Source organism: Shewanella sp. FJAT-52076 (genome assembly GCF_019457455.1).
Classification (GTDB): domain Bacteria; phylum Pseudomonadota; class Gammaproteobacteria; order Enterobacterales; family Shewanellaceae; genus Shewanella; species Shewanella zhangzhouensis.
Genome location: NZ_CP080415.1, coordinates 483,248 through 506,392 on the forward strand (window position 1 = coordinate 483,248; position 23,145 = coordinate 506,392).

Genomic DNA, 23,145 nt, shown 5'->3' on the forward strand with positions numbered 1-23,145 from the left:
GCCTGTTTATTCACCGATAAGGTGGGCTTCCCGGCTCAGCGACGGGATCTTGATGGCAGCGGCTTTCAGCGCCCCGTGAATGGCCTGATGGGTGATGTATTTGTCCTGAAAATAGCTCTGGGTGGGCAGCCAGTATCTGAGGCCAATTTCAATACCCAGATTGTTAAACCCGTTAATCCCCACCTGGGGAGGCTGCTCGGCATGAAGCTTTCCGCTGCCAAGCAGCGCCTTGTTGACCAAGGCGATAACGGCATCGGCATCCTGGTCATAACAGATGTTGAATTGGCTTTCTACCAGCTTGTATTCAAAGGAGTTATGCAGGATTTCTCCCACTATGTGCTTGTTGGGAATGCTGATCTGTTCGCCTTCTTCATTGGTGAGAATTGTCATGCCAAGCATTATGTCTTTCACCACCCCGGTCACCCCGCGCACACTGATGGTGTTACCCACGGCAAAGGGGCGGGTCACTATGATGGTGATGCCGGCGGCATAGTTTGACAGCATCCCCTGAATGGCCAGACCGGCACCGAGTGAGGCTGCGCCGATGGCGGCAACCATGGGAGTGACGCTGATCCCAAGCTTACCCAAAGCGACTATGGCCACCATGATGATAATCAGAATGCGTACCAGGTGGGTGACGAAGCTGGCGAGGGTGATATCGACCCGGTACTTTTCCAGTTGTTTGTTGACCATGCCGGCGACCTTGGCCGCAAGCCAAAGGCCGAGCAAAAAGATAAGCAGGGCGCCAATCAGCTGAAAACTGTATTGCACCAAAAACTCGGTGATGAGGTCATAGACGTTTTGCAGCTGAGCCAATTCCTGTTGCAGTCCCTGCTCCAGACCTGTGTTATTCATATTTCCTCCGCATCTTCCTTCATTTGCCGATGAATTCACCCTGAGGTATCAACATCTGCTTCAAATATCCTGACATTTTGCCTGTTGGCGATGGGAAAGAGAATGCCTGTGTGGCGGCTGGAGAAGGAGGCTGACTTCTCCTCAGCCCAGTTTCAGACTCAGCATGCTGATGGCACCCATGGTCAACTGGTTGTTGAACAGGGTTCTGGGTTCATCCGGGTAGCCTGTGCCCAAAAGGTAAAACAGTGGCCTTAAGTGCTCGTCCGTGGGATGGCAGAGTCTGGCGGTATCGGTATTGACCAGACTGGTGTAATCCAATACGGCATCATCGGTCTTATCCAGCAGCCGTTGGCCTATTGCTTCGTTGAACGCTGATGCCCAGGGATAAGCACTGTCGCCGGGAACCAGCGCTCGCAGGTTATGCACAGTATTACCCGAGCCGATAATCAGCACCCCTTGCTCCCTCAACGTCCGTAATGCCCGTCCTGTGCCATACTCTTGTTCTGGCGTGAGTTGCATGTCCAGGCTCAGCTGCAATACCGGAATATCTGCCTCGGGGTACAGATGAACCAGGAGTGACCAGGCGCCGTGGTCCAAACCACGCGAGTGATCCAGGCGACTGTTGGGTATCAGCGCTGATATTTGCGCCGCCAGCTCAGGCGCCCCCGGCGCTGGATACTGCATGGCATAAAGGGCATCGGGAAAACCGCCGAAGTCGTGGATAGTGTCGGGCTGGGTAGCGGCCGAAACCAAAGTGCCACGGGTGTTCCAGTGGGCCGATATCATCAATATGGCCCTGGGTCTGGGCAGGGTTTGCCCAAGCTTGCGCCAGCTTTGGCTGATGGGAGTATGTTCGAGCGCATTCATTGGGCTGCCGTGGCCAAGAAAAAGGGCAGGCATGGGTAAGGTTGACATTGGGACTCCATTGGTTGGTTTGTCGGTCCAGCATAATCCGACACATCCATCAGGAAAATTGCAAAATTCTCGTCAAATCTGCTCAGAAAATCGAACAGTAAAAGAGACAGGTAAACTGATACTCAAGCTACTGATTAAATTGGTAAAAAATTGCAGTCATCGAAGTGGAAAATGAGTGGAATAAAAATTTGCTTTTATGGCATAAAAATTCGTTGCATCTTCAGCGAAAATAGCGTCTACTTCGCACGTTTTTTACCATCACATTGATGCCATCCACTCGGGCTAAGTACAGGAGAACCAAGGCCAATGAGCCAGTTTCAATCTATTGACGTTGCTGATTTTTACGATAGTGAAACCTTTGCACGAATTCAGGAATTCGCCAAAGACAAGGCAACCCCTTTTGTGGTGATTGATACCAATATCATCGCGAAGCAATACGATGACATGGTGACCAACTTCCCGTTTGCCAACGTTTATTATGCAGTTAAGGCCAATCCCGCCAAGGAGATCCTGACCCTGTTGAAAGACAAAGGCTCCAACTTTGATATCGCATCTATCTATGAGCTGGATATGGTGATGGCAGTCGGTGTGACTGCGGATCGCGTCAGCTTTGGCAACACCATCAAAAAACGCAAAGATGTCCGTGCTTTTTATGAGCGTGGCGTGCGTTTGTTTGCATCTGACTCTGAAGCCGACTTGCGCATGATTGCCGAAGAAGCCCCGGGCTCCAAAGTGTATGTGCGGATCCTGACGGAAGGTTCGCAAACCGCTGACTGGCCGTTGTCACGCAAGTTCGGTTGCCAGAATGAAATGGCCTATGAGCTGCTGGCGCTGGCAAAAGAGCTGGGTCTGGATCCTTACGGCATATCCTTCCACGTGGGTTCTCAGCAGCGCGATATCGGCGCCTGGGATGCCGCCATCGGTAAGGTGAAGGTACTGTTCGACCGTCTGCGTGAAGATCACGGTATTGTGCTTAAGATGATTAACATGGGTGGTGGTTTCCCGGCCAACTACATCGACAAGACCAATCAACTCGGTGTTTACGCTCAGCAAATCAAGCACTTCCTTAAGGAAGACTTTGGTGATGAGCTGCCTGAAATCATTCTGGAGCCTGGTCGTTCACTGATTTCCAACGCCGGCGTGCTGATTTCTGAAGTGGTACTTATCAGCCGTAAATCTCACACAGCGCTTGAGCGTTGGGTATACACAGATGTGGGTAAATTCTCAGGTTTGATTGAGACCATGGATGAGGCCATCAAATACCCCATCTTCACCGAAAAGAAGGGTGAGCTGGACAAGTGTGTGATTGCCGGACCAACCTGCGACAGTGCCGACATCATGTATGAGCACTATGCCTATGGTTTGCCATCGGATCTCGCCATCGGTGACCGCCTGTACTGGTTGACCGCCGGTGCCTATACCACCACTTACTCAGCAGTGTGCTTCAACGGTTTCCCGCCGCTCAAGGATTACTACCTGTAATCGGCGTTTCAGGGAAAACTGTAACGCAAAAAGAAGGGTGCCATTCAGGCACCCTTTATTTTTGAAGCAAGCTGGCAGTGTGACATCAGTTGTCGTATGACTTGAGGATCTGTTGCAGTTCCTCTTTCAAGTGCAGCTTCTTTTGCTTCAAAACTTTTAATTCTGGGGTGGCATCACTGGAAAGGTGTTTTTCCAACTCCTTTACTTCTTTATCCAGCTCATTGTGCTCGTTGAATATTTTTAAAAAATGCGCATCTTCGGTTTTTAATCTGGTAATCAGATCCCGGTATTCTGGAAACATCTATTCTTCCTTCTGCTGTGCGTTTTCTCCTGGGTTCAAATCAACCCTACGCCCAGTTGCATGGGATAAAAGTGATCCGGATCACTAAGTCGATACGCATATTTTATCTATTTGATTTTTATTTAAATTATCTTATTTCACTTTGCGGATCCAAGTCCTGATTTGTCTTGCTGTTAATCCGTCATTCGGGCCATGGCGTAACACCCCATGGCTGCTATCTTAATAGTCAGTAAGCGTGCTTCGCGGGCTGAAAAGTGGCCGGGACAAGGCTTAAGCGTCTCAACGCGGTATTCGTAACCGTATTGGTAATTGGATTACGTTTTTTGCCATAAAGCTTGGCGGAAAATTCGTGATCCAGTTAACCTTATCCGCTTCGATACTAGGTTAAAGTCGAAGCTATTAGAATTTTATTATCAAAAATGAAAGGGGTTTTCACCATGGCTGATGTATTTCACCTGGGTTTAACAAAAAACATGTTGGATGGTGCCACGCTGGCGATTGTGCCTGGCGACCCAGAGCGTGTGAAACGTATTGCCGAATTGATGGATAAGCCAACCTTCCTGGCCAGCCATCGTGAATTTACCAGTTACCTGGCGTATCTGGATGGCAAGCCTGTTGTGGTTTGTTCAACCGGTATCGGTGGTCCTTCCACCTCTATCGCTGTGGAAGAGCTGGCGCAGCTGGGTATCAACACTTTCCTGCGTGTAGGCACCACAGGTGCGATCCAGCCCCATGTGAACGTAGGTGACCTGATTGTGACCCAGGCGTCAGTGCGTCTGGATGGTGCCAGCCTGCATTTTGCCCCGATGGAGTTCCCGGCGGTAGCCAACTTTGAGTGTACCACTGCCATGGTGGCGGCTTGCCGTGATGCCGGCGTTGAGCCCCATGTTGGTGTGACCGCTTCCAGTGATACCTTCTATCCCGGTCAGGAGCGTTACGACACAGTATCAGGTCGCGTGACCCGCCGTTTCGAAGGTTCCATGAAAGAGTGGCAGGAAATGGGCGTGCTGAACTATGAAATGGAGTCGGCGACCCTGTTTACCATGTGTGCTTCACAGGGCTGGCGCGCTGCCTGCGTGGCGGGTGTGATTGTAAACCGTACTCAGCAGGAAATCCCTGATGAGGCAACCATGAAAAATACCGAAGTCAGCGCTGTGTCTGTGGTGGTTGCTGCAGCCCGCAAACTCTTGGCTTGATGGTCAATGAATAAAAAAAGGCGCCCCGGGGCGCCTTTTTTATGGGTGGTCCAGCTTATCAGAAATGGTACTGGGCGATGATGGAATAGGTGCTCTGGTCTACACCGTCCACACCGTATTTGTTTTTCCAGTAGTCGTATTCGATACCGACCAGCAAATGGTCTTTCCTGGCATCACCAAAGAGAGTGGCGCCCAGGTCGTATTTGATTTGCGGGTTGAAGTGGAAGTTTTCTTCATAGCCGTCTTCATCGGCGACAAATACCCAATCGATAAAGCCATCGAGGACGATTTTGCTGCGGCCGGCCGGAATATCAATCCGGAATACCGGGGTCAACTGCCAACCATCGCTGATATTGGCACTGTTTTGTGCGTCGCGGCGGTAAGTGTTGAGCTGGAAATAGGTGAAAAACGGCAGTTTAAAATCCATACCCACGCCATAGAGCAGGGTCTCCACCGGGCCTTCGCCTTCTTCCAGGGTCAGCGCCAGTGACATATCGGTTACCGGACCAAAGCCGACGGACTTACCGAGGATTTTACCGGCACTGAAGCGAGTGGATATTTCACCGTAGGTGGTGCTGTCTTTACCGCCATTGTGGCCGTTAAAGTTAATAAAGTCCTGAAACGCAAACCAATCACCGTACTTCCAGCCGCCGGCGGTTTCCAGGGTGATAGTGGTTTGTTCATCTGAGGGGGCTAAATCGTAATTGGTGCCATAGAGTGCGGTGACGCTGGCGTCCCACCACTGAACCAATTCGTTGCTGTACGCCTGGGGCGACAGCAGCAGGGCAAGACACAGACAGGTTTTTTTCATTATTCATTTCCCTTGGGTAGAGGCAGATGCAGATTGCATTCGCCCGGCATACATGAGTGCGTGATGGCCTCCGGCATTTTTGTGTCCGGTCCGGGTCGAAAAGCCAAGGCAATATAGGGAAAAAGTCCTTCGGGCTCAAACCCTTTTTTCACCGTGAAGGTCGGCCGTTTTTTCTCCATTTTATTTAACAAAATTATTATCTTATAAGCGATTTTTCGGTGTTTTTTTGCGCATGGCTTTTGGTGGAACTCGGGATAAACTCTTGATTTTGTGACCTTGCTCCCTCCAGTGTCCCATTTTATCCACCGACAAAAAGCCTCAGTTGACATAATATGTCGCATTGCAACAAATCTGCTGTTATAGTCGGCACAAGGATGCTCTGCATTGGAGGGGGAGATGGAGTTTTCTAATCCGGTACTGATATGGGCGGGTATTGGCGTAGTGCTGATGCTGGCCGAAGTCATAGTGCCAGGTGGCATAGTGATACTGCTCGGGGCTGCGTGCTTGGTGGTTTCGGGGGCGTTGGGACTGGGCCTGGTGGACGGTTTCATCCAGAGCATGACGCTGTGGTTTATCGCGTCCATGGTATTGCTGCTTGGCTTTCGTCATATTACCCAGCGTCTGGTGGGGGGAGACTCCCATGTGGACAACACAGATGAGGCGCTGGACATCTATAACCAGACTGCGCTGGTCAAGGCCGACATAGGGCCGGGTGAAAAGGCCGGCAGGGTGGAGTTTCAGGGAGCCGATTGGCCTGCACTGGGGGATGGCACTCTTATCCCCAGTGGCACCCAGGTACGGGTGATCTGCAGGGAAAACATTTCTTTGATTGTTGAGGCGCTTCCTGCGCAGCACAATGTTTGATTTTGCAAGGAGGGAACCATGTTGCTGTTAACCATAGCTTTTCTTTTTATACTTTTCATTTTGTATAAGTTGATGCTGATAGTTCAAATGCGGGAAGTGGCCGTGATTGAGCGTCTCGGTAAATTTCGCACCGTGCTGGAGCCCGGGTTTCACTTCCTGATCCCTTTTGTCGATCGGGTGGCCTACCGCCATGACACCCGTGAGCAGGTGCTGGATGTACCTGCCCAAAGCTGTATCTCCAAGGACAACACCCAGCTGGAGGTGGATGGCCTGGTGTATCTCAAGGTGATGGACGGCAAGCTGGCGAGCTACGGTATCGAAGACTATCGCCTCGCTGCAGTAAACCTGGCTCAAACCACCATGAGATCGGAAATAGGTAAGCTCACTCTAAGCGAAACCTTTTCTGAGCGTGACCGTCTGAACGAGTCCATAGTGCGCGAAATCGATAAAGCCTCTGAGCCTTGGGGCATCAAGGTACTGCGTTATGAGATTAAAAACATTACTCCTTCGAGGCATGTGATCCACACCCTCGAGAAACAGATGGAAGCCGAGCGCCGTAAGCGGGCCGAGATTACCCTGGCCAACGCCGAAAAGGCGGCGATGATCAATCTCTCCGAAGGGGAGCGCCAGGAAGCCATCAACCTCTCCGAAGGGGAAAAGCAGAAGCGTATCAACGAAGCTAAAGGCACCGCGGCTGAAATCGCCATCATCGCCCGAGCCAAGGCCGAAGGCATGGGCATGGTATCCAGTGCACTGGCGGTTCAGGGCGGAACCGAAGCCATGAACATGCAGCTCAAAGAGCAGTTCATCAAACAGATAGGCGAAGTAATGAAAAATGCCGAAGTCTCTGTGGTGCCGGCGGAGCTGGCGAAAATGGAAGGCTTTTTCGAAGGCATGGATAAAGTCAGCCACGCGCTGAATGGCAAGGTATAAGGAGGACCACAGATGCAACTAGCAGTGAACGAAGACCTGATCGTGATGGCGATTTGGGGACTTATCTTCTTTATATTTATTATCAAGCTGTTCCAGTCTATTCGTCTGGTGCCAACCAAGTCGGCTTACATAGTCGAGCGTCTGGGCAAATACCATTCAACCCTGGATGCAGGCTTTCACGCCTTGATCCCCTTTGTGGACAAGGTTGCCTATGTTCATGACCTGAAAGAAGAAACTATCGACGTGCCACCTCAGGAGTGTTTCTCCAGCGATGAGGTTAAGGTTGAGGTCGATGGTGTTATCTATATCTCGGTGGTGGACCCTGTGAAAGCGAGCTATGGCGTGACCGACTATCGTTATGCGGCTATCCAGTTAGCCCAAACCACCACCCGCTCTGTCATTGGTACCCTGGAGTTGGACCGCACCTTCGAAGAGCGTGATGTTATCAGTGCCAAGGTGGTGGAAGTGCTGGATCAGGCCGGTGCTCTCTGGGGTATCCGCGTGCACCGCTATGAGATCAAAAACATCCAGCCACCCGAAACCGTGAAAAACGCCATGGAAATGCAGGTGAATGCCGAGCGTGAGCGCCGTGCCTTGCTGGCCAAGAGTGAGGGTGACAAGCAGGCCAAGATTAACCGCTCCGAGGGTATCAAGGCCGAAACCATTAACCGCTCTGAGGGTGAGATGCAAAAACGCATCAACGAAGCCGAAGGTAAGGCCGAGGAAATCCTCGCCATCGCCAGGGCCACCGCCGAGTCCATTGAACGCCTTGCCGAAGTGATTGCCGCCCCCGGTGGCCAGAATGCCCTGCGTTTACAACTGGGTGAGCAGTACCTGACGCAGCTGAAAGGGCTGGGGCAACAGGGCAGCCGTGTTGTGGTACCCGCCAATATGGTGAACTTCGACCAGTGGATGGACGCCATGGGCTTGAAAGAGCAGCGTTAACCCTGAAGGCGCAGCGTTGAAATAAAAGCGCAGCGCTGAAATAAAGGCGCTGAGTAGTAAATGAGATAAAGGTTCTCCCTCCCCGGGGAGGACCTTTTTTATTTGGGACCTATAGTTAAGGAATAGTGAATAAAGAAGTCAGCGAGCAGTGCGCTGCATTTGGCCACTGGTACAGATACTTGGCGTCATCAGGCAAAATCAATGGCTCATAGCTGTTTTAAAACATCCTCTATGGGAACCCTCTTCGCATCCGAGGCAAAGGACAGCCAACGACCCGCAACGAACCGCCGCTCAGTGGCAGTTTGGACAGCGGGCTATGACCCTGTCCTTTTTCTCAGAGGTGTCTATGGGTATCTATCGCACCCAACTGCCACAGCTTGGTGGCGGCGTGTTTCTCACCGATGGTGGTATCGAAACCACGCTGATGTTCCATGAGGGGTTTGAACTGCCTTACTTTGCGGCCTTTGAGCTGCTGAAAACGCCCCAGGGGCGAGAAGCCCTGACTCACTACTTTGTGACCTATGTGAAGCTGGCCGGGAAATTTCACACAGGTTTTATTCTCGAAAGCCCAACCTGGCGCGCCAGCAGCGATTGGGGTGCGCTATTGGGTTACACCCCTGAGGCCCTTGCCCAGGCGAACCGGGATGCGATAGCGCTGCTTGAAGCCATACGTCAGACACATTCAGGGCGCCTGCCTATAGTCGTCAGTGGTTGTATCGGCCCCCGTTTTGACGGCTATCTGCCTGACCAAAGCATGACGGCAGAGGACGCAAGGCATTACCACAGCATTCAGATTGAGACTCTCGCCTCCACCCCGGCGGACATGATTTGTGCCCTGACACTGAATCGTGTTGAAGAAGCTATTGGCATAGTGGACGCCGCGAGGGAAGCGGCGATGCCCGTGGTGATTTCATTTACCCTCGAGACCGACGGCCGCTTGCCCACTGGTCAAAGTCTGGGTGAAGCTGTGGTTCAGGTGGATGAAGCAACTGCAGGCTATGCCGCCTACTTTATGATTAACTGTGCTCACCCGAGTCATCTGGAGGCTGTGCCGGATGAAGCACCCTGGCTTGCCAGGGTGAAAGGATTTCGTGCCAATGCATCATCCCTAAGCCATGCCGAGTTAAACGATGCCACGACCCTGGATGATGGCGATCCCCATCAATTGGGGCAGGAGTATGCCAGTTTGATGTCGACCCGGCTTAAAGGGCTGAATGTCTTGGGTGGCTGTTGTGGTACAGATCATCGTCATTTGGAGCAGATAGCCAAGGCCTGTATTAACCCCGGATAACAGTCGGGTACTTGGCAATTTCCTGTACAAACAGATAGCTATTTATTGAGCTGAAACAAGAGATAGAGGCTGGTGGCGATAAGGATGATTAACAGCAGTGCCAACAACATAGCAAGCGCCTCCCAAAATCAGGGATGAGGATGTGGGTTGGTGGCGCCCTGGTCATCCATGACCATGGTTGAAGGCTGGCTCGACTCCAGAACTTCTTCCACTGCGGGCGCCATCTTGAAGGGATCTCCCAATACCCTTTCCGCCGGGACAACGCCTGTAAGAGGCGCTGATGTCGGACACCAAGGTTATAGCATTCGCTGTTGCAGAAACGGGTTTGAAACTTTGTGAATGTTTTTGAATTTTTATTAAATCAATTGTTTGAATCGATTTGAGTGAGCGGGGTGCTTCGTTCGTCCTCACGCGGCGCTGTCGATTTTATGCCCCAGTTGACCCGTTCGAGCAGGGCAAACAGGGCTGTTTCATCCACGGCCACGCCCTGTGCGCCGTGTTCCAGCACCAATTGTCGCTGGGCATCGGACGGTAATATGGTGTACAGAAAAAATGGCGTTTGGTCGCCGCTTTGCCTGAGGCTTTCCACCAGTTTGAGTCCGGCCAGGGAATCGTCGGCACGCCCCATGTCTGAAATCACCGCATCGTAGCGATACATGGACAATAACATCAGGGCTTCTTCAGTATCCAGGGTGGTATAGACAGCGATATTGGCATCCCTGAGTTTGGCTATTTCGGCAGAGTTGTTTTCAGGATGATCATCCACCCAAAGAAGGCGGCCTTTGACATTGGCAGGTTCACCTATCAACAACCCCCGGGGAGATTGGCCCACATACTGCACAATCGCGGCCACCATCAGTGCGGCTGTCAATGAAGCCCAGGCCAAAGGGCGGGTTTTGGGTACGCGAGTCACGCCGGTGTTACCCTCCTGGACGTGACTTTGGAGTCTGGCGGCCAGCTCGGGCTCAAGGCGATACCCCCTGCCGTGGAGGGTTTGGATGACAGAGTCTTCCATGCCCGCATCTTTGAGCAATTTACGGGCGTCAGAGATAAGCCGGGCGACCGACCAGCTACTGACAACCGTATTTGGCCACAGTTTTTCCAGCAAAAGCGTGGCTTCCAGGGGCTCAGGATAGGATTCAATCAGCAGCTGAAACAGCATCAGGGTGCGTTCATCGCACTGAAGCTTGCGTCCTTTGTACGTCAGGCTGCGTCCCTGCACATCCAATGTGAGTGGATCGAGTGAATAGATCATCTTGGCGAAAGGTTCATCTCAATGATTGGCATTTACAGCTCTATCATAGCCACAGTTGCAGGCATTTGCCCAGCCCAACTCTCAGGGGCAATTCCACCCATTGCCGCAGGCTTCTGATATAATGCCGCCTCGACTTTTGGGAGGCATGAATGGACGTTTCTTTTTTGCTGGATGGCCTGAACGATAAGCAGCGCGAAGCCGTGGCTGCTCCCCAGTCCAGCATGCTGGTGTTGGCCGGTGCCGGCAGTGGCAAGACCCGGGTGTTAACTCACCGTATCGCCTGGCTGTTACAGGTGGAAAACCAGAGTCCCTATTCAATACTGGCGGTAACCTTCACCAACAAGGCCGCCGCCGAAATGCGTGAGCGGGTCGAGAAAATCGTTGGCCACAATACCGGCCGTATGTGGATAGGCACCTTCCACGGTCTGGCCCATCGTCTGCTACGTACCCACTGGCAGGATGCAGGCCTGCCACAAAGCTTCCAGATCATGGACTCAGACGACCAGCAGCGTCTGTTGAAACGCATTCTCAAGAGCATGAATCTGGACGAAAAACAGTATCCACCGCGCCTGGTTGCCGGGTATATCAACGGTAAAAAAGACCAGGGGCTGCGCCCAGGCCATATAGACGCAGGTCCATTCCCCATGGAGCAAAAGCTGCTGGAACTGTACCGTATCTATCAGGACAGCTGTGACCGGGCAGGCTTGGTGGACTTTGCCGAAATTCTGTTGCGCGCCCATGAGCTTTGGCTTAATAAACCCCATCTGCTGGCCCACTACCAGGACAGGTTCCGCCATATTCTGGTGGACGAGTTTCAGGACACCAACGCCATTCAGTACGCCTGGATCCGGGTTCTGGCAGGCAACACGGCAAATGTGATGATAGTGGGGGACGATGATCAGTCGATTTACGGCTGGCGCGGCGCCCAGATAGAAAACCTGCATCGCTTTTTGCAGGATTTCCCCGGCGCCAATACCATACGCCTGGAGCAGAATTACCGCTCCACCGGCAATATTCTCAAGGCCTCCAACGAACTTATCGCCAACAACCCCGACCGTATGGGTAAGGAGTTGTGGACAGAAGACAAGGATGGCGAGCCAATTTCCCTCTACTGCGCCTTTAACGAGATGGACGAGGCCCGCTTTATTGTCGGCCGCATCAGCGACTGGCAGGACAAGGGCGGCATGCTCGGTGAGTGCGCCATTCTGTACCGTTCCAACGCCCAGTCGCGGGTGCTGGAAGAAGCCTTACTCCACAAGGGCATGCCCTATCGTATCTATGGCGGCCTGCGCTTCTTCGAGCGTCAGGAAATCAAGGATGCCATGGGCTATCTGCGCCTTATCTCCAACCGCGACGACGATGCCGCCTTCGAACGTGTGGTCAATACGCCGGCCCGTGGCATAGGTGAGCGCACGCTGGATATTTTGCGCAGCACCGCCCGCAAAGAGCAACTGACCCTGTGGCAGACCTCGCTGCGTCTGCTCGAGGAAAAGGTGCTGTCGGGCCGCGCTGCCAATGCGGTGAAAGGATTTTTGGATTTGATAGTGCAGCTTCGAAGTGACACCGACGAGTTGCCGCTGTACCGCGTGGCCGATCATGTGATTCAGCATTCGGGGCTCAAGGCCATGTACGAGGCCGAAAAGGGCGAAAACGCCCAGGCCCGGGTGGAAAACCTGGAAGAACTGGTCACGGCAGCCCGCAGCTTTGAGATGCCGGAAGAGCTGGAAGACATGGGTGAGCTCAATGCCTTTTTGTCCCATGCGGCACTGGAGGCGGGGGAAGGTCAGGCCGATGCCCACACAGATGCTGTGCAACTGATGACACTGCACTCCGCCAAGGGACTGGAATTCCCCATGGTGTTCATGGCCGGGGTGGAAGAAGGCATATTCCCCAGTAAGCTGGCGCTGGAGGAGGGCGACCGCCTCGAAGAGGAGCGTCGCCTTTGCTATGTGGGCATGACCCGGGCAATGCAAAAGCTTTACATCACCTATGCCGAGTCGCGACGTATCTATGGCCGTGAAGACTATGCCAGACCCTCGCGCTTTATCCGCGAAATCCCCCCCGAGTATGTGGAAGAAATTCGCCTCAAGGCGCAGGTATCGGCGCCACTGGTAGCCAACCGTTTTGCCCATGCCCAGCAAACCTTTAATGATTCAGGCTTAAAGATTGGCGGCCGGGTACGGCATTTTAAGTTTGGTGAAGGCACTGTCACCAACTACGAGGGCAGTGGCCCACAGGCGAGGGTACAGGTGCATTTTGATGATTTCGGCAGCAAGTGGCTGGTGGTCAGCTACGCCAAGCTGGAATCCCTGTGAGCCCGATGGCAAAGATGCCAGAGCAACACACACAAGATAACAACCGCGCGATGACCCCAAACGGGGACAAGGAAAGACAATGAGCAAAATGGCGCAAAAGTGGGATGCCTATTACCGGTTGATGCGACTCGACAGACCCATAGGCACCATGCTGCTGCTGTGGCCCTGCCTGATGGCGCTGCTGCTGGCCGCTGACGGAATGCCCGACTTACGGGTGCTTATCATCTTTATCATTGGGGTGGTGGTGATGCGCGCCTGTGGCTGCATCATCAACGACTATGCCGACCGCAAGCTCGACTCCCATGTGGCCCGCACCAGATCGCGGCCTCTGGCCAGTGGTGAGGTCACGGTTGCCGAGGCCCTGACCCTGTTTGTGGTGTTGGGTCTGTTCGCTTTTTCGTTGGTGTTGCTGCTCAACCCTTTGGTGGTGCAGCTCTCGGTGGTGGGCATTATCCTGACCATCATTTACCCCTTCACCAAACGCTGGACCAATATGCCGCAGATGTTTTTGGGGGTGGTGTGGAGCTGGTCCATTCCCATGGCCTATGCAGCACAAACCGGTGAAGTGCCTGCCTCGGCCTGGTGGCTGTTTGCGGCTAACTGGTTCTGGACAGTGGCCTACGACACCATGTATGCCATGGTTGATCGGGATGACGACCTCAAGGTGGGGATCAAGTCCACCGCGATTTTATTTGGTCGCTTTGACCGTGAAATCATAGGCGCATTTCAGCTTGCAGCCCTGGGCTGCTTTATTGCGGCGGGCTGGAGTGGCGATCGCGGCCTGCTGTATGGTCTGGGTGTGCTGACCTTTGTTGGCTTTTCAGCCTATCAGCAAAGGCTCATTTATGGTCGCGAGCGGAGTGATTGTTTCAAGGCTTTTTTGAACAACAACTGGGCCGGACTCAGTCTGTTCTTGGCTCTTGGAGCTGATTACGCCTTTGCAGCGCTGTAGCGCCGCCGATGGGGGAGAGATCCTGATGGATCATCCACTGATGTTCCGGCGGCAGTGTCAGGCTTAAATCTGCTTCTGCCAGATTTTCACTGGTCAGTACCTGAATAACCGGACTGACAAGCCGGGGTGCGCTGCCCTGTTCCAGCCATTTCACCGCCAGGTCCACCGACACCCTGGCCTGCAGTACCGGCGAGTCGGTGACCGTGGCCTGCAGCGTACCATCCCGGACCAGCTCTATGGTCTGGGGGTTGGAGTAAAAGGCAATGACCTTGGTCTTGCCCCGCTTTCCAAAATATTTGGCTGCCACAGTGGCCGCCACCGCGTTGGCGATGATGTACTCTGGCTGAATGCCACTGACCAAACCACGGACCAGGTCCGCCTGGACAAAGGTTTCCGTCATCCCGTAACCGCCGTGCACCAGCCTGACATCTTCCCCCACTATGGCTTCAGCCAATCCGGTTTCGGCATCCCTTACCCAGGCTGCGCCATCCGGGCCGGGAAACCAGGCAAGATTGAGGGGGCGGTTGGGCTCGGTCGTCAGCATGTACTGGGCAGCAGCTGCGGCCATATCGGCGAAGGACACCAGCGAGCGGCTGCTCACCTGGCTGTTCATGCCGTTGACAAGGTCTATTACAGGAATGCCATCGGCCATCAAGAGATCCACTTCGGCCGACAGACCATCGGCGGCGATGGCCGCGATAATATAGCCATCGGCTTTGAGGCGGTGGCAGTGTTTCAGCTGCCTTTTTTGTTCGGCCAGCTTGTCGTAGCCCCCGGCATCATAGATGCCGATTTCTACCCCCAGCCGTGCCGCTTCCTGTGACAATCCCCAGGCAACGCCCCACCAGTAATGATCTTTGCCATGGGGCAGCAGCGCACAAATGCGCCACGGGCGGGTAGCTTTATCCGGCGCTTGAAAGAGCCCTGCCTTACCGTCGACATTCATCTCCAGCGCGGGGCCCTCTGCTAAAACGGGAAAGGCGATAAGGCTAAGTAGCAGCAGAAAGATATTCATGATCCCTTGGATGACAGACGTCCTTTTGATTAAGCCTAGTCGGGGGTTCTTGAATTGACAGCAGCTGAAACAGAAATTCCACGGTTCCAATAAAAAAGCCCCGTTGACGGGGCTTTGGGGATTGAAAGGTGTATCAGCCAGCGACCAGTGCACTTAAGTTGGCGGGACGGTAGTACACAGATTTAAGCACCTTGCCCTGACGCACGGTTTTGCCTTCCAGCTCAACGTCTTTGGCGCACTTGGCAATCAGGAAGTCCCCCTGACGACTGCCCACGATCTCTACCCCCTGTGTTGCATAGTGGGCGATGGTGTCGGCCAGCTCTTGCTCGGTGCGGCATACCTTGCTCATGTTGCTGGAGTGCACTTCATCCCAGCAGATTTCGAAATTGATGCCACGGTTGGCGGCAACATGCAGCAGCACATCGATAAAGTAGCTGATTTCCAGGCTGGCATCGGCAGATTTGGCGCCCAGATGGACGGCGCGGCCCATAAGCACATAAACGCTGTCCACTATGGCGTCGGCCTGCTCAACCTTGCAACCGGCTTCGGCAAGTTCGGTCAGCTCTTCAATGATCAATGAAGAGTGCAGGGTATCGGCTTTGGCATCCAGGCTGGCAGTGTCTTCCACTGGTAAATCAAAGGTGGTGCGAAATTCGTGGATATCCCGGTACAGCTTTTCATAGAGTGCCGGAGTCAGCATGGTCAGTTTCATGGCTCGCCTTTTTGCGGAAATTACGTGAGACTCGGGATGATAAAGAATTGCCTCGCCCGAGGCAAAGAAAGCTGCCAGGTAAGGATGGAGAAAGATGAACCCGGACAAGGTCGATAGAAACCGTTTACGTAAGCTCACCGATTTGCCCAATGTGGGACCTGCCACCGCCAAGGACCTGGTGCTTTTGGGAATTCACACTGTGGATGGTCTGAAGGGACAGGAGCCCATGGCTCTGTATCTGAAATTATGTGAGCTGACCGGCGAGCGCCATGATCCCTGCGTACTGGATGTGTTTATGTCTCTGGTGGCCTTCAGTGAAGGGGAAGCTCCCAAGCCCTGGTGGCATTACACCGACGAGCGCAAACGCCTGTGGCCGGAGCTTTAACCGGGGGACTTTTCAGTGCAGGTACTTCTGGGTAATGGTTGCCCAGCTGCTGGTTTCGTCTGCCAGGGGCGTTTTGAGCGTATCCAGGGCGTGCTGCAGTTGTACCCGTAACGCTTCGGGCACATCGCGGCTGAAGGCGTAGTAGAGCTCTGCTTCTCTTAGCAGGTACACCACCTCAAAGTCATCAAAGCTCATACCCGACTCTTTGATAAGCCATTTCGCCACGGTTTCTTCGTAGGCCCAGAGGTCGATGCGGCCACGGGCCATCATCTTCAGCAGCAAGTCGGCGCTGGCATTGGGCTGAAGTTGGTCCGCCAGGCCAAGCTGTGTCAGCACTTCTTCGCCTATATCGTTGGTGACCACACCTATTTGCTTATTTTGTAAGTCTGCCAACGACTCAACGTGGATATGTTGCTGCTTGAGCGCAATCAGCACGATTCGCATCGGAGCTATGGGGCCGACCCAGTGAAACAGGGGTTCCCGCTCCTCGGTGCGGGTGGTGGAAAACAGCACCATGTTATGGCCGCGCAATGCCATGGCGTAGGCTCGGGTCCAGGGGTACACCCGGATGGATTCGCGACTGATGCTTTGCCCCTCCAGGGCGGCGGCGCTCAGCAGCAAATCCACGGCGATACCCTGCACCTTGCCATCGCGGGTGAAATTGAAAGGCGGGTACTCTTCGGTCAGAAACGACAAGGAGCTCAATTTTTCCTGGGCCAGGGGCGCAGTGATGCCGGGCAACACAGTCAGGAACAGCAGCAGAAGCCGGATGGCGTGATGCATGGATAAAGCCCTCAATGCCCGGATTCTTTGAGTGTAGTTCTCCCGGACGCGGGCGTAAAAAATCCCGGCAATTGCCGGGATTTTGCATAGGGTCGTTGGTGCGCAGTTACTTGATAAAGGCGAAGGCATCGCCGTACAGGTGGGCTTCATCCACACCCATTTCGCGGAACTGCTCCCGCGCGGCGCCGACCATATTAAAGCGGCCAGCAATGTAGATGTCGTAACTGACGAGGCTGATAAAATCGGCCTTGATTTGCGCCAGCAGGTTATTGGTCTTGCCATCCCAGCCTTCGGGGGCCTCTTCCACCACAGGCACAAAGTGAAGCCAGGGATAAGCCTGGTGCCACTGGCGGGCGATGGACTCGTAATACATGGCATCCTGGGTACGGCAGCCCCAATAGAGGGTGGTTTCCACTTTCTGCCCCAGGGCTATCTGCTGCTCGACAATACTCTTGATGTAAGAGAAACCCGTGCCGCCGGCAATCAGCAGCCGTGGACGGTGGCTGTCTTCCCGCAGGAAGGCGTCGCCGCCGGGGGCTTCGATGTCGATGTGGCTTTCGGCCTTGAGGCGTTCCACCACCTGCATGGGGTAGCTTTCACTGACGGCAGCACCTATGTGCAGCTCCAGAGTGTCATTGCCGGGGGCCGAGGCGATGGAGAAGGGGCGCTTGTCCTTCTCACCCATCACCACGCACAGGTATTGGCCTGCCTTGAACTCCACAGGCGTTTCCGGGGCCAGGCTAACCTGATACACGGCGTCATTGAACGGCGTGATACTGAGGACTTTACAACGAATGCTGTTCATCTGTGTTCTTTGAAACCTCTTGGTATGCTTTCCCTTTCTGTGAAGGGTTTCTCTTTACTGTGTCTTTAGTATAGGTGCCGCTGTGCGGCACCCGGATTTTGGTATTGGGTATAGCTGGGGACTAGAGGGTTGGGGACTGGTCGATACCGAGTTCGTCCCACATGTCATCCACCCGGCGCTTCACTGCCTCGTCCATCACTATGGGCGTGCCCCATTCACGATTGGTCTCGCCTTCCCACTTGTTGGTGGCATCCAGGCCCATCTTGGAGCCGAGGCCTGCGACCGGTGAGGCAAAGTCGAGGTAATCGATAGGGGTGTTATCTATCATCACGGTATCGCGGGTGGGATCCATACGGGTGGTAATGGCCCAAATGACGTCCTGCCAGTCACGGCAGTTCACATCTTCATCCACCACCACAATAAACTTGGTGTACATAAACTGACGCAGGAACGACCAGGCGCCCATCATCACCCGCTTGGCATGGCCCGGGTATTGTTTGCGGATGGAGATCACCGCCATCCGATAGGAACAGCCTTCGGGTGGCAGGTAAAAGTCAACAATTTCAGGGTATTGTTTTCGCAAAATCGGCACGAACACTTCGTTCAGTGCTACCCCCAACATGGCCGGTTCATCGGGTGGACGGCCGGTGTAGGTGCTGTGGTAGATAGCATCTTTCCTGTGGGTAATGTGGGTCACCGTAAACACAGGAAAGCTGTCGGTTTCGTTGTAATAGCCGGTGTGGTCGCCGTAAGGACCTTCTTCGGCCATCTCGCCGGGGGCGATATACCCCTCGAGGATGATTTCGCTGGTGGCCGGTACTTCGAGGTCACAGGACAGCGCCTTGACCACCTCGGTACGCTCACCGCGCAAGAGACCCGCAAAAGCATATTCGCTCATGGAGTCCGGCACAGGGGTCACGGCGCCAAGAATGGTCACGGGATCTGAGCCCAGCGCCACCACCACAGGGTAGTTTTCGCCCGGGTGCTTTTCCTGAAAATCACGGAAATCCAGGGCGCCGCCACGGTGGGATAACCAGCGCATGATGAGCTTATTTTTGCCCAAAAGCTGCTGACGGTAAATGCCGAGGTTCTGACGTTTCTGGCGTGGGCCCTTGGTGATAGTCAGGCCCCAGGTCACCAGTGGCGCTACGTCGCCGGGCCAGCAGTGTTGAATCGGCAGCTTGGTCAGGTCGACATCATCACCGGAAATCACCACTTCCTGACAGGGCGCGCGGCTCACTGTCTTGGGGGGCATGTTAAGCGCTTGCTTGAACATTGGAATTTTGGCAATGGCATCTTTAAAGCCCCGTGGTGGCTCAGGCTCTTTGAGGAAGGCCAGCAGCTCGCCCACGTCGCGCAGCGCCAGCGGGTCTTCTTTGCCCAGTGCCATGGCGACACGCTTGGGTGTGCCAAAGAGGTTTGCCAATACCGGCATACTGTGGCCTTTTGGCTGTTCAAACAGCAACGCCGGGCCACCGGCACGCAACACGCGGTCGGCGATTTCGGTCATTTCAAGATAAGGATCAACCGGATAGCTGACGCGCTTAAGCTCGCCGCACTCTTCGAGGTGGCTGATAAAGCTACGTAAATCCTTAAAACTCATATGGAAATGCCTCTGTTTGCAAAACCCTTTTGTGGCGCGCACTATACCACTAAAGCCCCGTTGGCGGAATCAAAAGCGCCCCGGGCAGGAGGGGAGTATGACAAAGCCTTGGGGTTCTTTGGCTGTGGTGGCGGTACTGGCCCTGTCCACCGCGCCCTTGCCTGCATTGGCGGATTTAAGTACCTCGGTGTGGATTGGCAATCACAATGGTTTGGGCCTGAGTTATTCCAGCGGCGGTTATGGCCACTGGCGCTACCCGGGACCCTATTGGAGCACCGGCATAGGCTGGGGGTGGCGCGATCCCTTTTACCGGGATCCCTTCTGGCGCTACAACGACAGCGGGTATTGGCAGCAGAGGGCATTTGCCGAAAGTGCCTGGGCGGAAAGAGAGAGGGAGCGTGAGCATCAGGCTGAGCGTGAACGCCAGCGATTGATGACGCAGCCAAGGCCGGTACCGCCCGCCATGATCACCCGTTCCCGGGAACAGGTTGAAGGCTTGGCCTCTTTGCCGCAAAACGCCAGAGTGATCATGGTTGATGGCAAATCTCAGTATGAATGGCAGGGGCAGAGATACAGTTTCGACTGGCAGACTCAGCGTTACATGCCGCTGCCACAAGTGCCCTCAAGCGAAAGTAAGTAATAAAAAACGCCGTCCACTGGACGGCGTTTTCAGTTTAAACCGGTCAGCCTATCAGAAGCTTACGGTTTCAATGTCGGAGCAACCACCATCGGAGTTGCACACCTGGAAGGTGACGCTGCTGCCAGCAGTGGCAGTGAAGCGGTCAACATAGCTGTTGGCGCTGGTGCTGCCTACGGCTTCACCGTTACGCAGTACGGTGTAAGAGGCGCTGTTGCCGGTCCATTCCAAACCGATACGGGCGCTGCCACGGCGTGATACGTTCACCTTGGTGATGCTCAGATCCATCTCGGCAGCAGGCACTTCCACGTTGAACACTTCAGAGGTGCTGGCGGTGGCGCCGTCATCGTCGGTCACGGTCAGAGTCACTGTGTAGCTGCCGCTCACCAGATACTGGTGGCTTGCAGCAGAACCGGTAGCGGTTTCACCGTCACCGAAATCCCAGCTCCAGGCCACAACGCTGCCGTCAGAGTCGGTTGCAGTGCTGGTGAAGTTATACAGGGCGCCGGTGTAGTCAGCGGTGAAGCTGGCAACAGGGGCTTCGTTTGGCTCAGTGCTGCCGCCATCGAAGCTGCCCACCAGAGTAGTGCCGCTGTACGAGCTGTAGCCGTTCAGCATCACCCAGTAAGTACCTTGCTGTACATTGCTGATGGCACAGTTTTCGTTGTTGCCTGCTGCATAGGGGCGGCAATCGTAGTCAGTGCTGGTTGGGTTGGCGCCAAACTTCACATAGAGGTCGGCATCGCCCGAACCACCGGACAGGTTGAACACCAGGTTGCTGGCGCCGGCGGGCACATCGAGGGTCCAGTATTGCTTGGAGCCTGTGGCGCCGCTGATGTCAGTCACGGCTACGCCGTTTTGCAGTACGTCAGCTTCTGGTGGTGGTGGTGGTGGCGGTACGTCACAGGGGGTGATGCCCACGGCTGCGAATGCTGAGTTTACGTCGGCAGTGCTGTAGCCCTTGTCGGAAGCCGCGTTGCGTACACCACAGGCACCTTCGTACATCAGGCTATTGGGCGTCCAGTACAACTGGTTGGCAATAACGAAGACTTCAAAGGCTTTGCGGGTATCCCAGCCTTCGGTGGTCGCCAGAGTGTAGAAGGCTTTATTGAATACACCTGAGCTGTAGTGCACATCCAGACCATCATAGTAGTCGTCGATATGACCGATAGACTGGCCGTCCAGAGTTGGGTCAGCCATGTAGCGCAGGGCACCGTCGCCTTTGAAGATATCGGCGCCAACCAGCCAGTCGTTGCTGCCTTTCATAAAGAACTCGGCCGCTTCACCGGCCATATCCGAGAAGGCTTCGTTCATACCACCGGATTGGTTGGCATATACCAGACCTGAGTTCTGTTCGGTAAAGCCGTGGCTCACTTCGTGGGCAGAAACGTCCAGGGACACCAGTGGGTAGAAGTAGTTCTGGCCATCACCGAAGGTCATGGCGCTGCCGTCCCAGAAGGCATTTTCGTAGTTGTTGCTGTAGTGCACGCGCATGGTCAGCTGGAAAGACAGGGGCGCTGTGCCATACCACTGATCGTACATGTCATACACAACGCCACCGAAGTAGTGGGCATCGTTCAGCGGTGAGTAGGCACCGTTGATTTCTTTCACTGTGTTGCGTGGACAGGTGTAACTGAATGCGGTGTTGCCGCTGGTGCCGTGGTTCAGGTTGACGGTTTTCACGTTGGCATTGTTCATGGTGCAGGTGTCACCATTCACTTCCACGTCCAGGTTGCCGAAGTCAGTGCCGTACTCATACTGGCCAGTCTTGGCGTTACCGCCTGGGCCGGTACCTGTGCCAGCATGGTTCAGGCCTTCCCAGCGTTCCAGTACTTCACCTGAGTGGGCGTCGACCATGGTGAACGGACGGCTTGGGGCGTCGCCATCAACCACATAAGAGGTGATATACACCAGTCGTGGCTCCTGAGCTTTGCCGTACAGGATGATCCATGGCTGGGCGTTGTCGTTACGGGTCTTGCCGGCCTTGAGACCGTGGCCACCCTTGGCGGCTTTGGCGATTTCCAGGGCTTTTTCTTTGCTCAGGCTGGGCTTGGCAAAAGCCGCATCCTTGTCGATATTCGCCAGCATCTGGCCTTTGAGGTTGCTGTAGAACCCCATCTCAGAGCGATCAGCGGCCACAGTGAAACCATAAACAGGCACGCCGTGGAAGTATTGCTGCAGACGTTCCTTCTTCAGGCCTTTGCCCAGATCCAGTTGTTTTGCAGTACGGAACTCGTGACCGGGGGCCAGTTGCAGTACGCTGCCGATGTCGCCAGTGGCGTGGCGCATCTTGGCCACGTCCACTACGTTGGCGGCATAGGCTGATGTACCCAGGGTTGCCGAAACGGCGATAAACAAGAGTGAGAGTTGTTGCTTGCGCATAGGTGACTTGTCCTTGTTGTGTTGCGGCTAAGCTGCCGCGAAGCACTTCCTTAGTGCCATCATCCGGGTTAACGGCGAATGGCCATGGCTCAACAGGTTTTTGCGGGATATTGAGGCCCGCTGTTACAGGGTTTTAACCTGAACGAAACCTCATGTTATGGAGCTGTAAATGGATGGGCAATTGCACAAATGCACTATACTTGCGGCTTTTCGTCCGTGGGGGATGCTACTTTCGACTAGGTGGCCGGACGATTATCCCGGCCGTTACAAAGACTAGCGATAACTGATATTCATGGGGATCATTGGCTCTCTGGAGCCTTTTTCGGCACGCAGGCGCGCCAGATATTGTTCCCATAAATTTAATTGATTGGTGGCGAGTTGATGCAATACCTGCCACGAATAAAGTCCGGTATCATGGCCATCATCAAACACCAGTTTAACCGCGTAGTTACCTACGGGTTCGATGGCCGTGATGTTGACGTCCTTTTTATGGGTAACCAGTACCGGGTTACCGTGGCCGTGAACTTCTGCCGATGGGGAGTAAACCCTCAGGAATTCGCAGCTCAGCTGATACTGGCTGCCATCGTCAAATCCCACTTCCAGCAGACGTGATTTTCGTTTCAGCTTAAGGGATACAACCTGGGGATGGCTCATGGGGGCTCCTGACCGTAGATTAACCCGGATATGGTCGCTCGCTTTGCGATGATT

22 protein-coding genes are annotated in these 23,145 nt (G+C 54.3%); 10 read left to right on the forward strand and 12 right to left on the reverse strand.

Going from position 1 to position 23,145, the window contains the following annotated elements; translation table 11 throughout:
- Window positions 1-6: 6 nt before the first annotated feature.
- Together K0H79_RS02135 and ygiD are read right to left on the reverse strand one after the other, a co-directional pair.
- A complete protein-coding gene (locus K0H79_RS02135) occupies window positions 7-855 on the reverse strand; it encodes a mechanosensitive ion channel family protein (protein ID WP_220066519.1) in 849 nt (282 codons plus the stop codon).
- A 141-nt stretch (window positions 856-996) separates the two neighbouring features.
- Window positions 997-1,770, reverse strand: coding sequence for a 4,5-DOPA dioxygenase extradiol (gene ygiD / locus K0H79_RS02140; protein WP_220077151.1), 774 nt, complete (start codon window positions 1,768-1,770; stop codon window positions 997-999).
- 306 nt (window positions 1,771-2,076) lie between these two features.
- Between ygiD and K0H79_RS02145 the strand changes: the two genes are divergently transcribed.
- The gene (locus K0H79_RS02145; RefSeq protein ID WP_220066521.1) at window positions 2,077-3,252 is read left to right on the forward strand and encodes a type III PLP-dependent enzyme; all 1,176 of its coding nucleotides are present in this window, start codon (window positions 2,077-2,079) and stop codon (window positions 3,250-3,252) included.
- 85 nt (window positions 3,253-3,337) lie between these two features.
- Here K0H79_RS02145 and K0H79_RS02150 read toward each other — a convergent pair whose 3' ends face one another.
- Window positions 3,338-3,553 (reverse strand): YdcH family protein, encoded by a 216-nt coding sequence (locus tag K0H79_RS02150; RefSeq protein ID WP_011758531.1) that lies wholly within the window; start codon window positions 3,551-3,553, stop codon window positions 3,338-3,340.
- Window positions 3,554-3,990: 437 nt separating this feature from the next.
- Here K0H79_RS02150 and udp point away from each other — a divergent pair, with 437 nt between their 5' ends.
- Window positions 3,991-4,749 carry a uridine phosphorylase gene (gene udp, locus K0H79_RS02155; RefSeq protein WP_011758532.1) on the forward strand — a complete coding sequence of 253 codons (759 nt, stop codon included), beginning with the start codon at window positions 3,991-3,993 and terminating at the stop codon, window positions 4,747-4,749.
- Window positions 4,750-4,807: 58 nt separating this feature from the next.
- On the opposite strand, the gene K0H79_RS02160 is transcribed toward udp, so the two are convergent.
- Window positions 4,808-5,560, reverse strand: a complete 753-nt coding sequence (locus K0H79_RS02160) for an outer membrane protein OmpK (protein ID WP_011758533.1) — start codon at window positions 5,558-5,560, stop codon at window positions 4,808-4,810.
- Window positions 5,561-5,956: 396 nt separating this feature from the next.
- Between K0H79_RS02160 and K0H79_RS02170 the strand changes: the two genes are divergently transcribed.
- From K0H79_RS02170 to K0H79_RS02185, 4 genes are all read left to right on the forward strand, one after another.
- Window positions 5,957-6,424 (forward strand): NfeD family protein, encoded by a 468-nt coding sequence (locus K0H79_RS02170; RefSeq protein WP_220066522.1) that lies wholly within the window; start codon window positions 5,957-5,959, stop codon window positions 6,422-6,424.
- A gap of 18 nt (window positions 6,425-6,442) precedes the next feature.
- The gene (locus K0H79_RS02175) at window positions 6,443-7,357 is read left to right on the forward strand and encodes a slipin family protein (protein ID WP_220066523.1); all 915 of its coding nucleotides are present in this window, start codon (window positions 6,443-6,445) and stop codon (window positions 7,355-7,357) included.
- 12 nt (window positions 7,358-7,369) lie between these two features.
- Window positions 7,370-8,302: an SPFH domain-containing protein gene (locus tag K0H79_RS02180; protein WP_220066524.1), complete on the forward strand. Its 933-nt coding sequence runs from the start codon at window positions 7,370-7,372 to the stop codon at window positions 8,300-8,302.
- 316 nt (window positions 8,303-8,618) lie between these two features.
- Window positions 8,619-9,593, forward strand: a complete 975-nt coding sequence (locus tag K0H79_RS02185) for a homocysteine S-methyltransferase family protein (protein WP_258405457.1) — start codon at window positions 8,619-8,621, stop codon at window positions 9,591-9,593.
- A 361-nt stretch (window positions 9,594-9,954) separates the two neighbouring features.
- Here the strand turns inward: K0H79_RS02185 and K0H79_RS02190 are convergent, their stop codons facing one another.
- Window positions 9,955-10,848: a winged helix-turn-helix domain-containing protein gene (locus K0H79_RS02190; protein WP_220077152.1), complete on the reverse strand. Its 894-nt coding sequence runs from the start codon at window positions 10,846-10,848 to the stop codon at window positions 9,955-9,957.
- 149 nt (window positions 10,849-10,997) lie between these two features.
- Between K0H79_RS02190 and uvrD the strand changes: the two genes are divergently transcribed.
- Window positions 10,998-13,163 carry a DNA helicase II gene (gene uvrD, locus K0H79_RS02195; RefSeq protein WP_220066526.1) on the forward strand — a complete coding sequence of 722 codons (2,166 nt, stop codon included), beginning with the start codon at window positions 10,998-11,000 and terminating at the stop codon, window positions 13,161-13,163.
- A gap of 79 nt (window positions 13,164-13,242) precedes the next feature.
- The gene (gene ubiA / locus K0H79_RS02200) at window positions 13,243-14,115 is read left to right on the forward strand and encodes a 4-hydroxybenzoate octaprenyltransferase (RefSeq protein ID WP_408733366.1); all 873 of its coding nucleotides are present in this window, start codon (window positions 13,243-13,245) and stop codon (window positions 14,113-14,115) included.
- Here ubiA and torT read toward each other — a convergent pair.
- The gene (torT, locus tag K0H79_RS02205; RefSeq protein WP_220077153.1) at window positions 14,066-15,130 is read right to left on the reverse strand and encodes a TMAO reductase system periplasmic protein TorT; all 1,065 of its coding nucleotides are present in this window, start codon (window positions 15,128-15,130) and stop codon (window positions 14,066-14,068) included. The genes ubiA and torT overlap by 50 nt on opposite strands.
- A gap of 133 nt (window positions 15,131-15,263) precedes the next feature.
- Complete coding sequence (locus tag K0H79_RS02210; protein WP_220077154.1) at window positions 15,264-15,842, reverse strand: nucleoside triphosphate pyrophosphohydrolase family protein; 579 nt, start codon at window positions 15,840-15,842, stop codon at window positions 15,264-15,266.
- Between the two features lie 94 nt (window positions 15,843-15,936).
- Here K0H79_RS02210 and K0H79_RS02215 point away from each other — a divergent pair, with 94 nt between their 5' ends.
- Window positions 15,937-16,227 carry a helix-hairpin-helix domain-containing protein gene (locus K0H79_RS02215; RefSeq protein WP_220077155.1) on the forward strand — a complete coding sequence of 97 codons (291 nt, stop codon included), beginning with the start codon at window positions 15,937-15,939 and terminating at the stop codon, window positions 16,225-16,227.
- Window positions 16,228-16,239: 12 nt separating this feature from the next.
- Here K0H79_RS02215 and K0H79_RS02220 read toward each other — a convergent pair whose 3' ends face one another.
- From K0H79_RS02220 to ubiD, 3 genes are all read right to left on the reverse strand, one after another.
- On the reverse strand, window positions 16,240-17,010 hold the full coding sequence (locus K0H79_RS02220) for an ABC transporter substrate-binding protein (RefSeq protein WP_220077156.1): 771 nt from the start codon (window positions 17,008-17,010) through the stop codon (window positions 16,240-16,242).
- Window positions 17,011-17,116: 106 nt separating this feature from the next.
- Window positions 17,117-17,815, reverse strand: coding sequence for an NAD(P)H-flavin reductase (gene fre / locus K0H79_RS02225; protein ID WP_220077157.1), 699 nt, complete (start codon window positions 17,813-17,815; stop codon window positions 17,117-17,119).
- A 121-nt stretch (window positions 17,816-17,936) separates the two neighbouring features.
- Window positions 17,937-19,418, reverse strand: a complete 1,482-nt coding sequence (ubiD, locus tag K0H79_RS02230; protein ID WP_220077158.1) for a 4-hydroxy-3-polyprenylbenzoate decarboxylase — start codon at window positions 19,416-19,418, stop codon at window positions 17,937-17,939.
- Between the two features lie 97 nt (window positions 19,419-19,515).
- On the opposite strand from ubiD, the gene K0H79_RS02235 reads away from it, so the two are divergent.
- Entirely contained in the window at window positions 19,516-20,058 is a 543-nt protein-coding gene (locus tag K0H79_RS02235; protein ID WP_220077159.1) for a hypothetical protein, read from the forward strand.
- Window positions 20,059-20,109: 51 nt separating this feature from the next.
- On the opposite strand, the gene K0H79_RS02240 is transcribed toward K0H79_RS02235, so the two are convergent.
- Both K0H79_RS02240 and K0H79_RS02245 read right to left on the reverse strand, forming a co-directional pair.
- Complete coding sequence (locus K0H79_RS02240) at window positions 20,110-22,437, reverse strand: M4 family metallopeptidase (protein ID WP_220077160.1); 2,328 nt, start codon at window positions 22,435-22,437, stop codon at window positions 20,110-20,112.
- Window positions 22,438-22,710: 273 nt separating this feature from the next.
- The gene (locus tag K0H79_RS02245; protein ID WP_011758549.1) at window positions 22,711-23,091 is read right to left on the reverse strand and encodes a gamma-butyrobetaine hydroxylase-like domain-containing protein; all 381 of its coding nucleotides are present in this window, start codon (window positions 23,089-23,091) and stop codon (window positions 22,711-22,713) included.
- Between the last annotated feature and the right edge of the window lie 54 nt (window positions 23,092-23,145).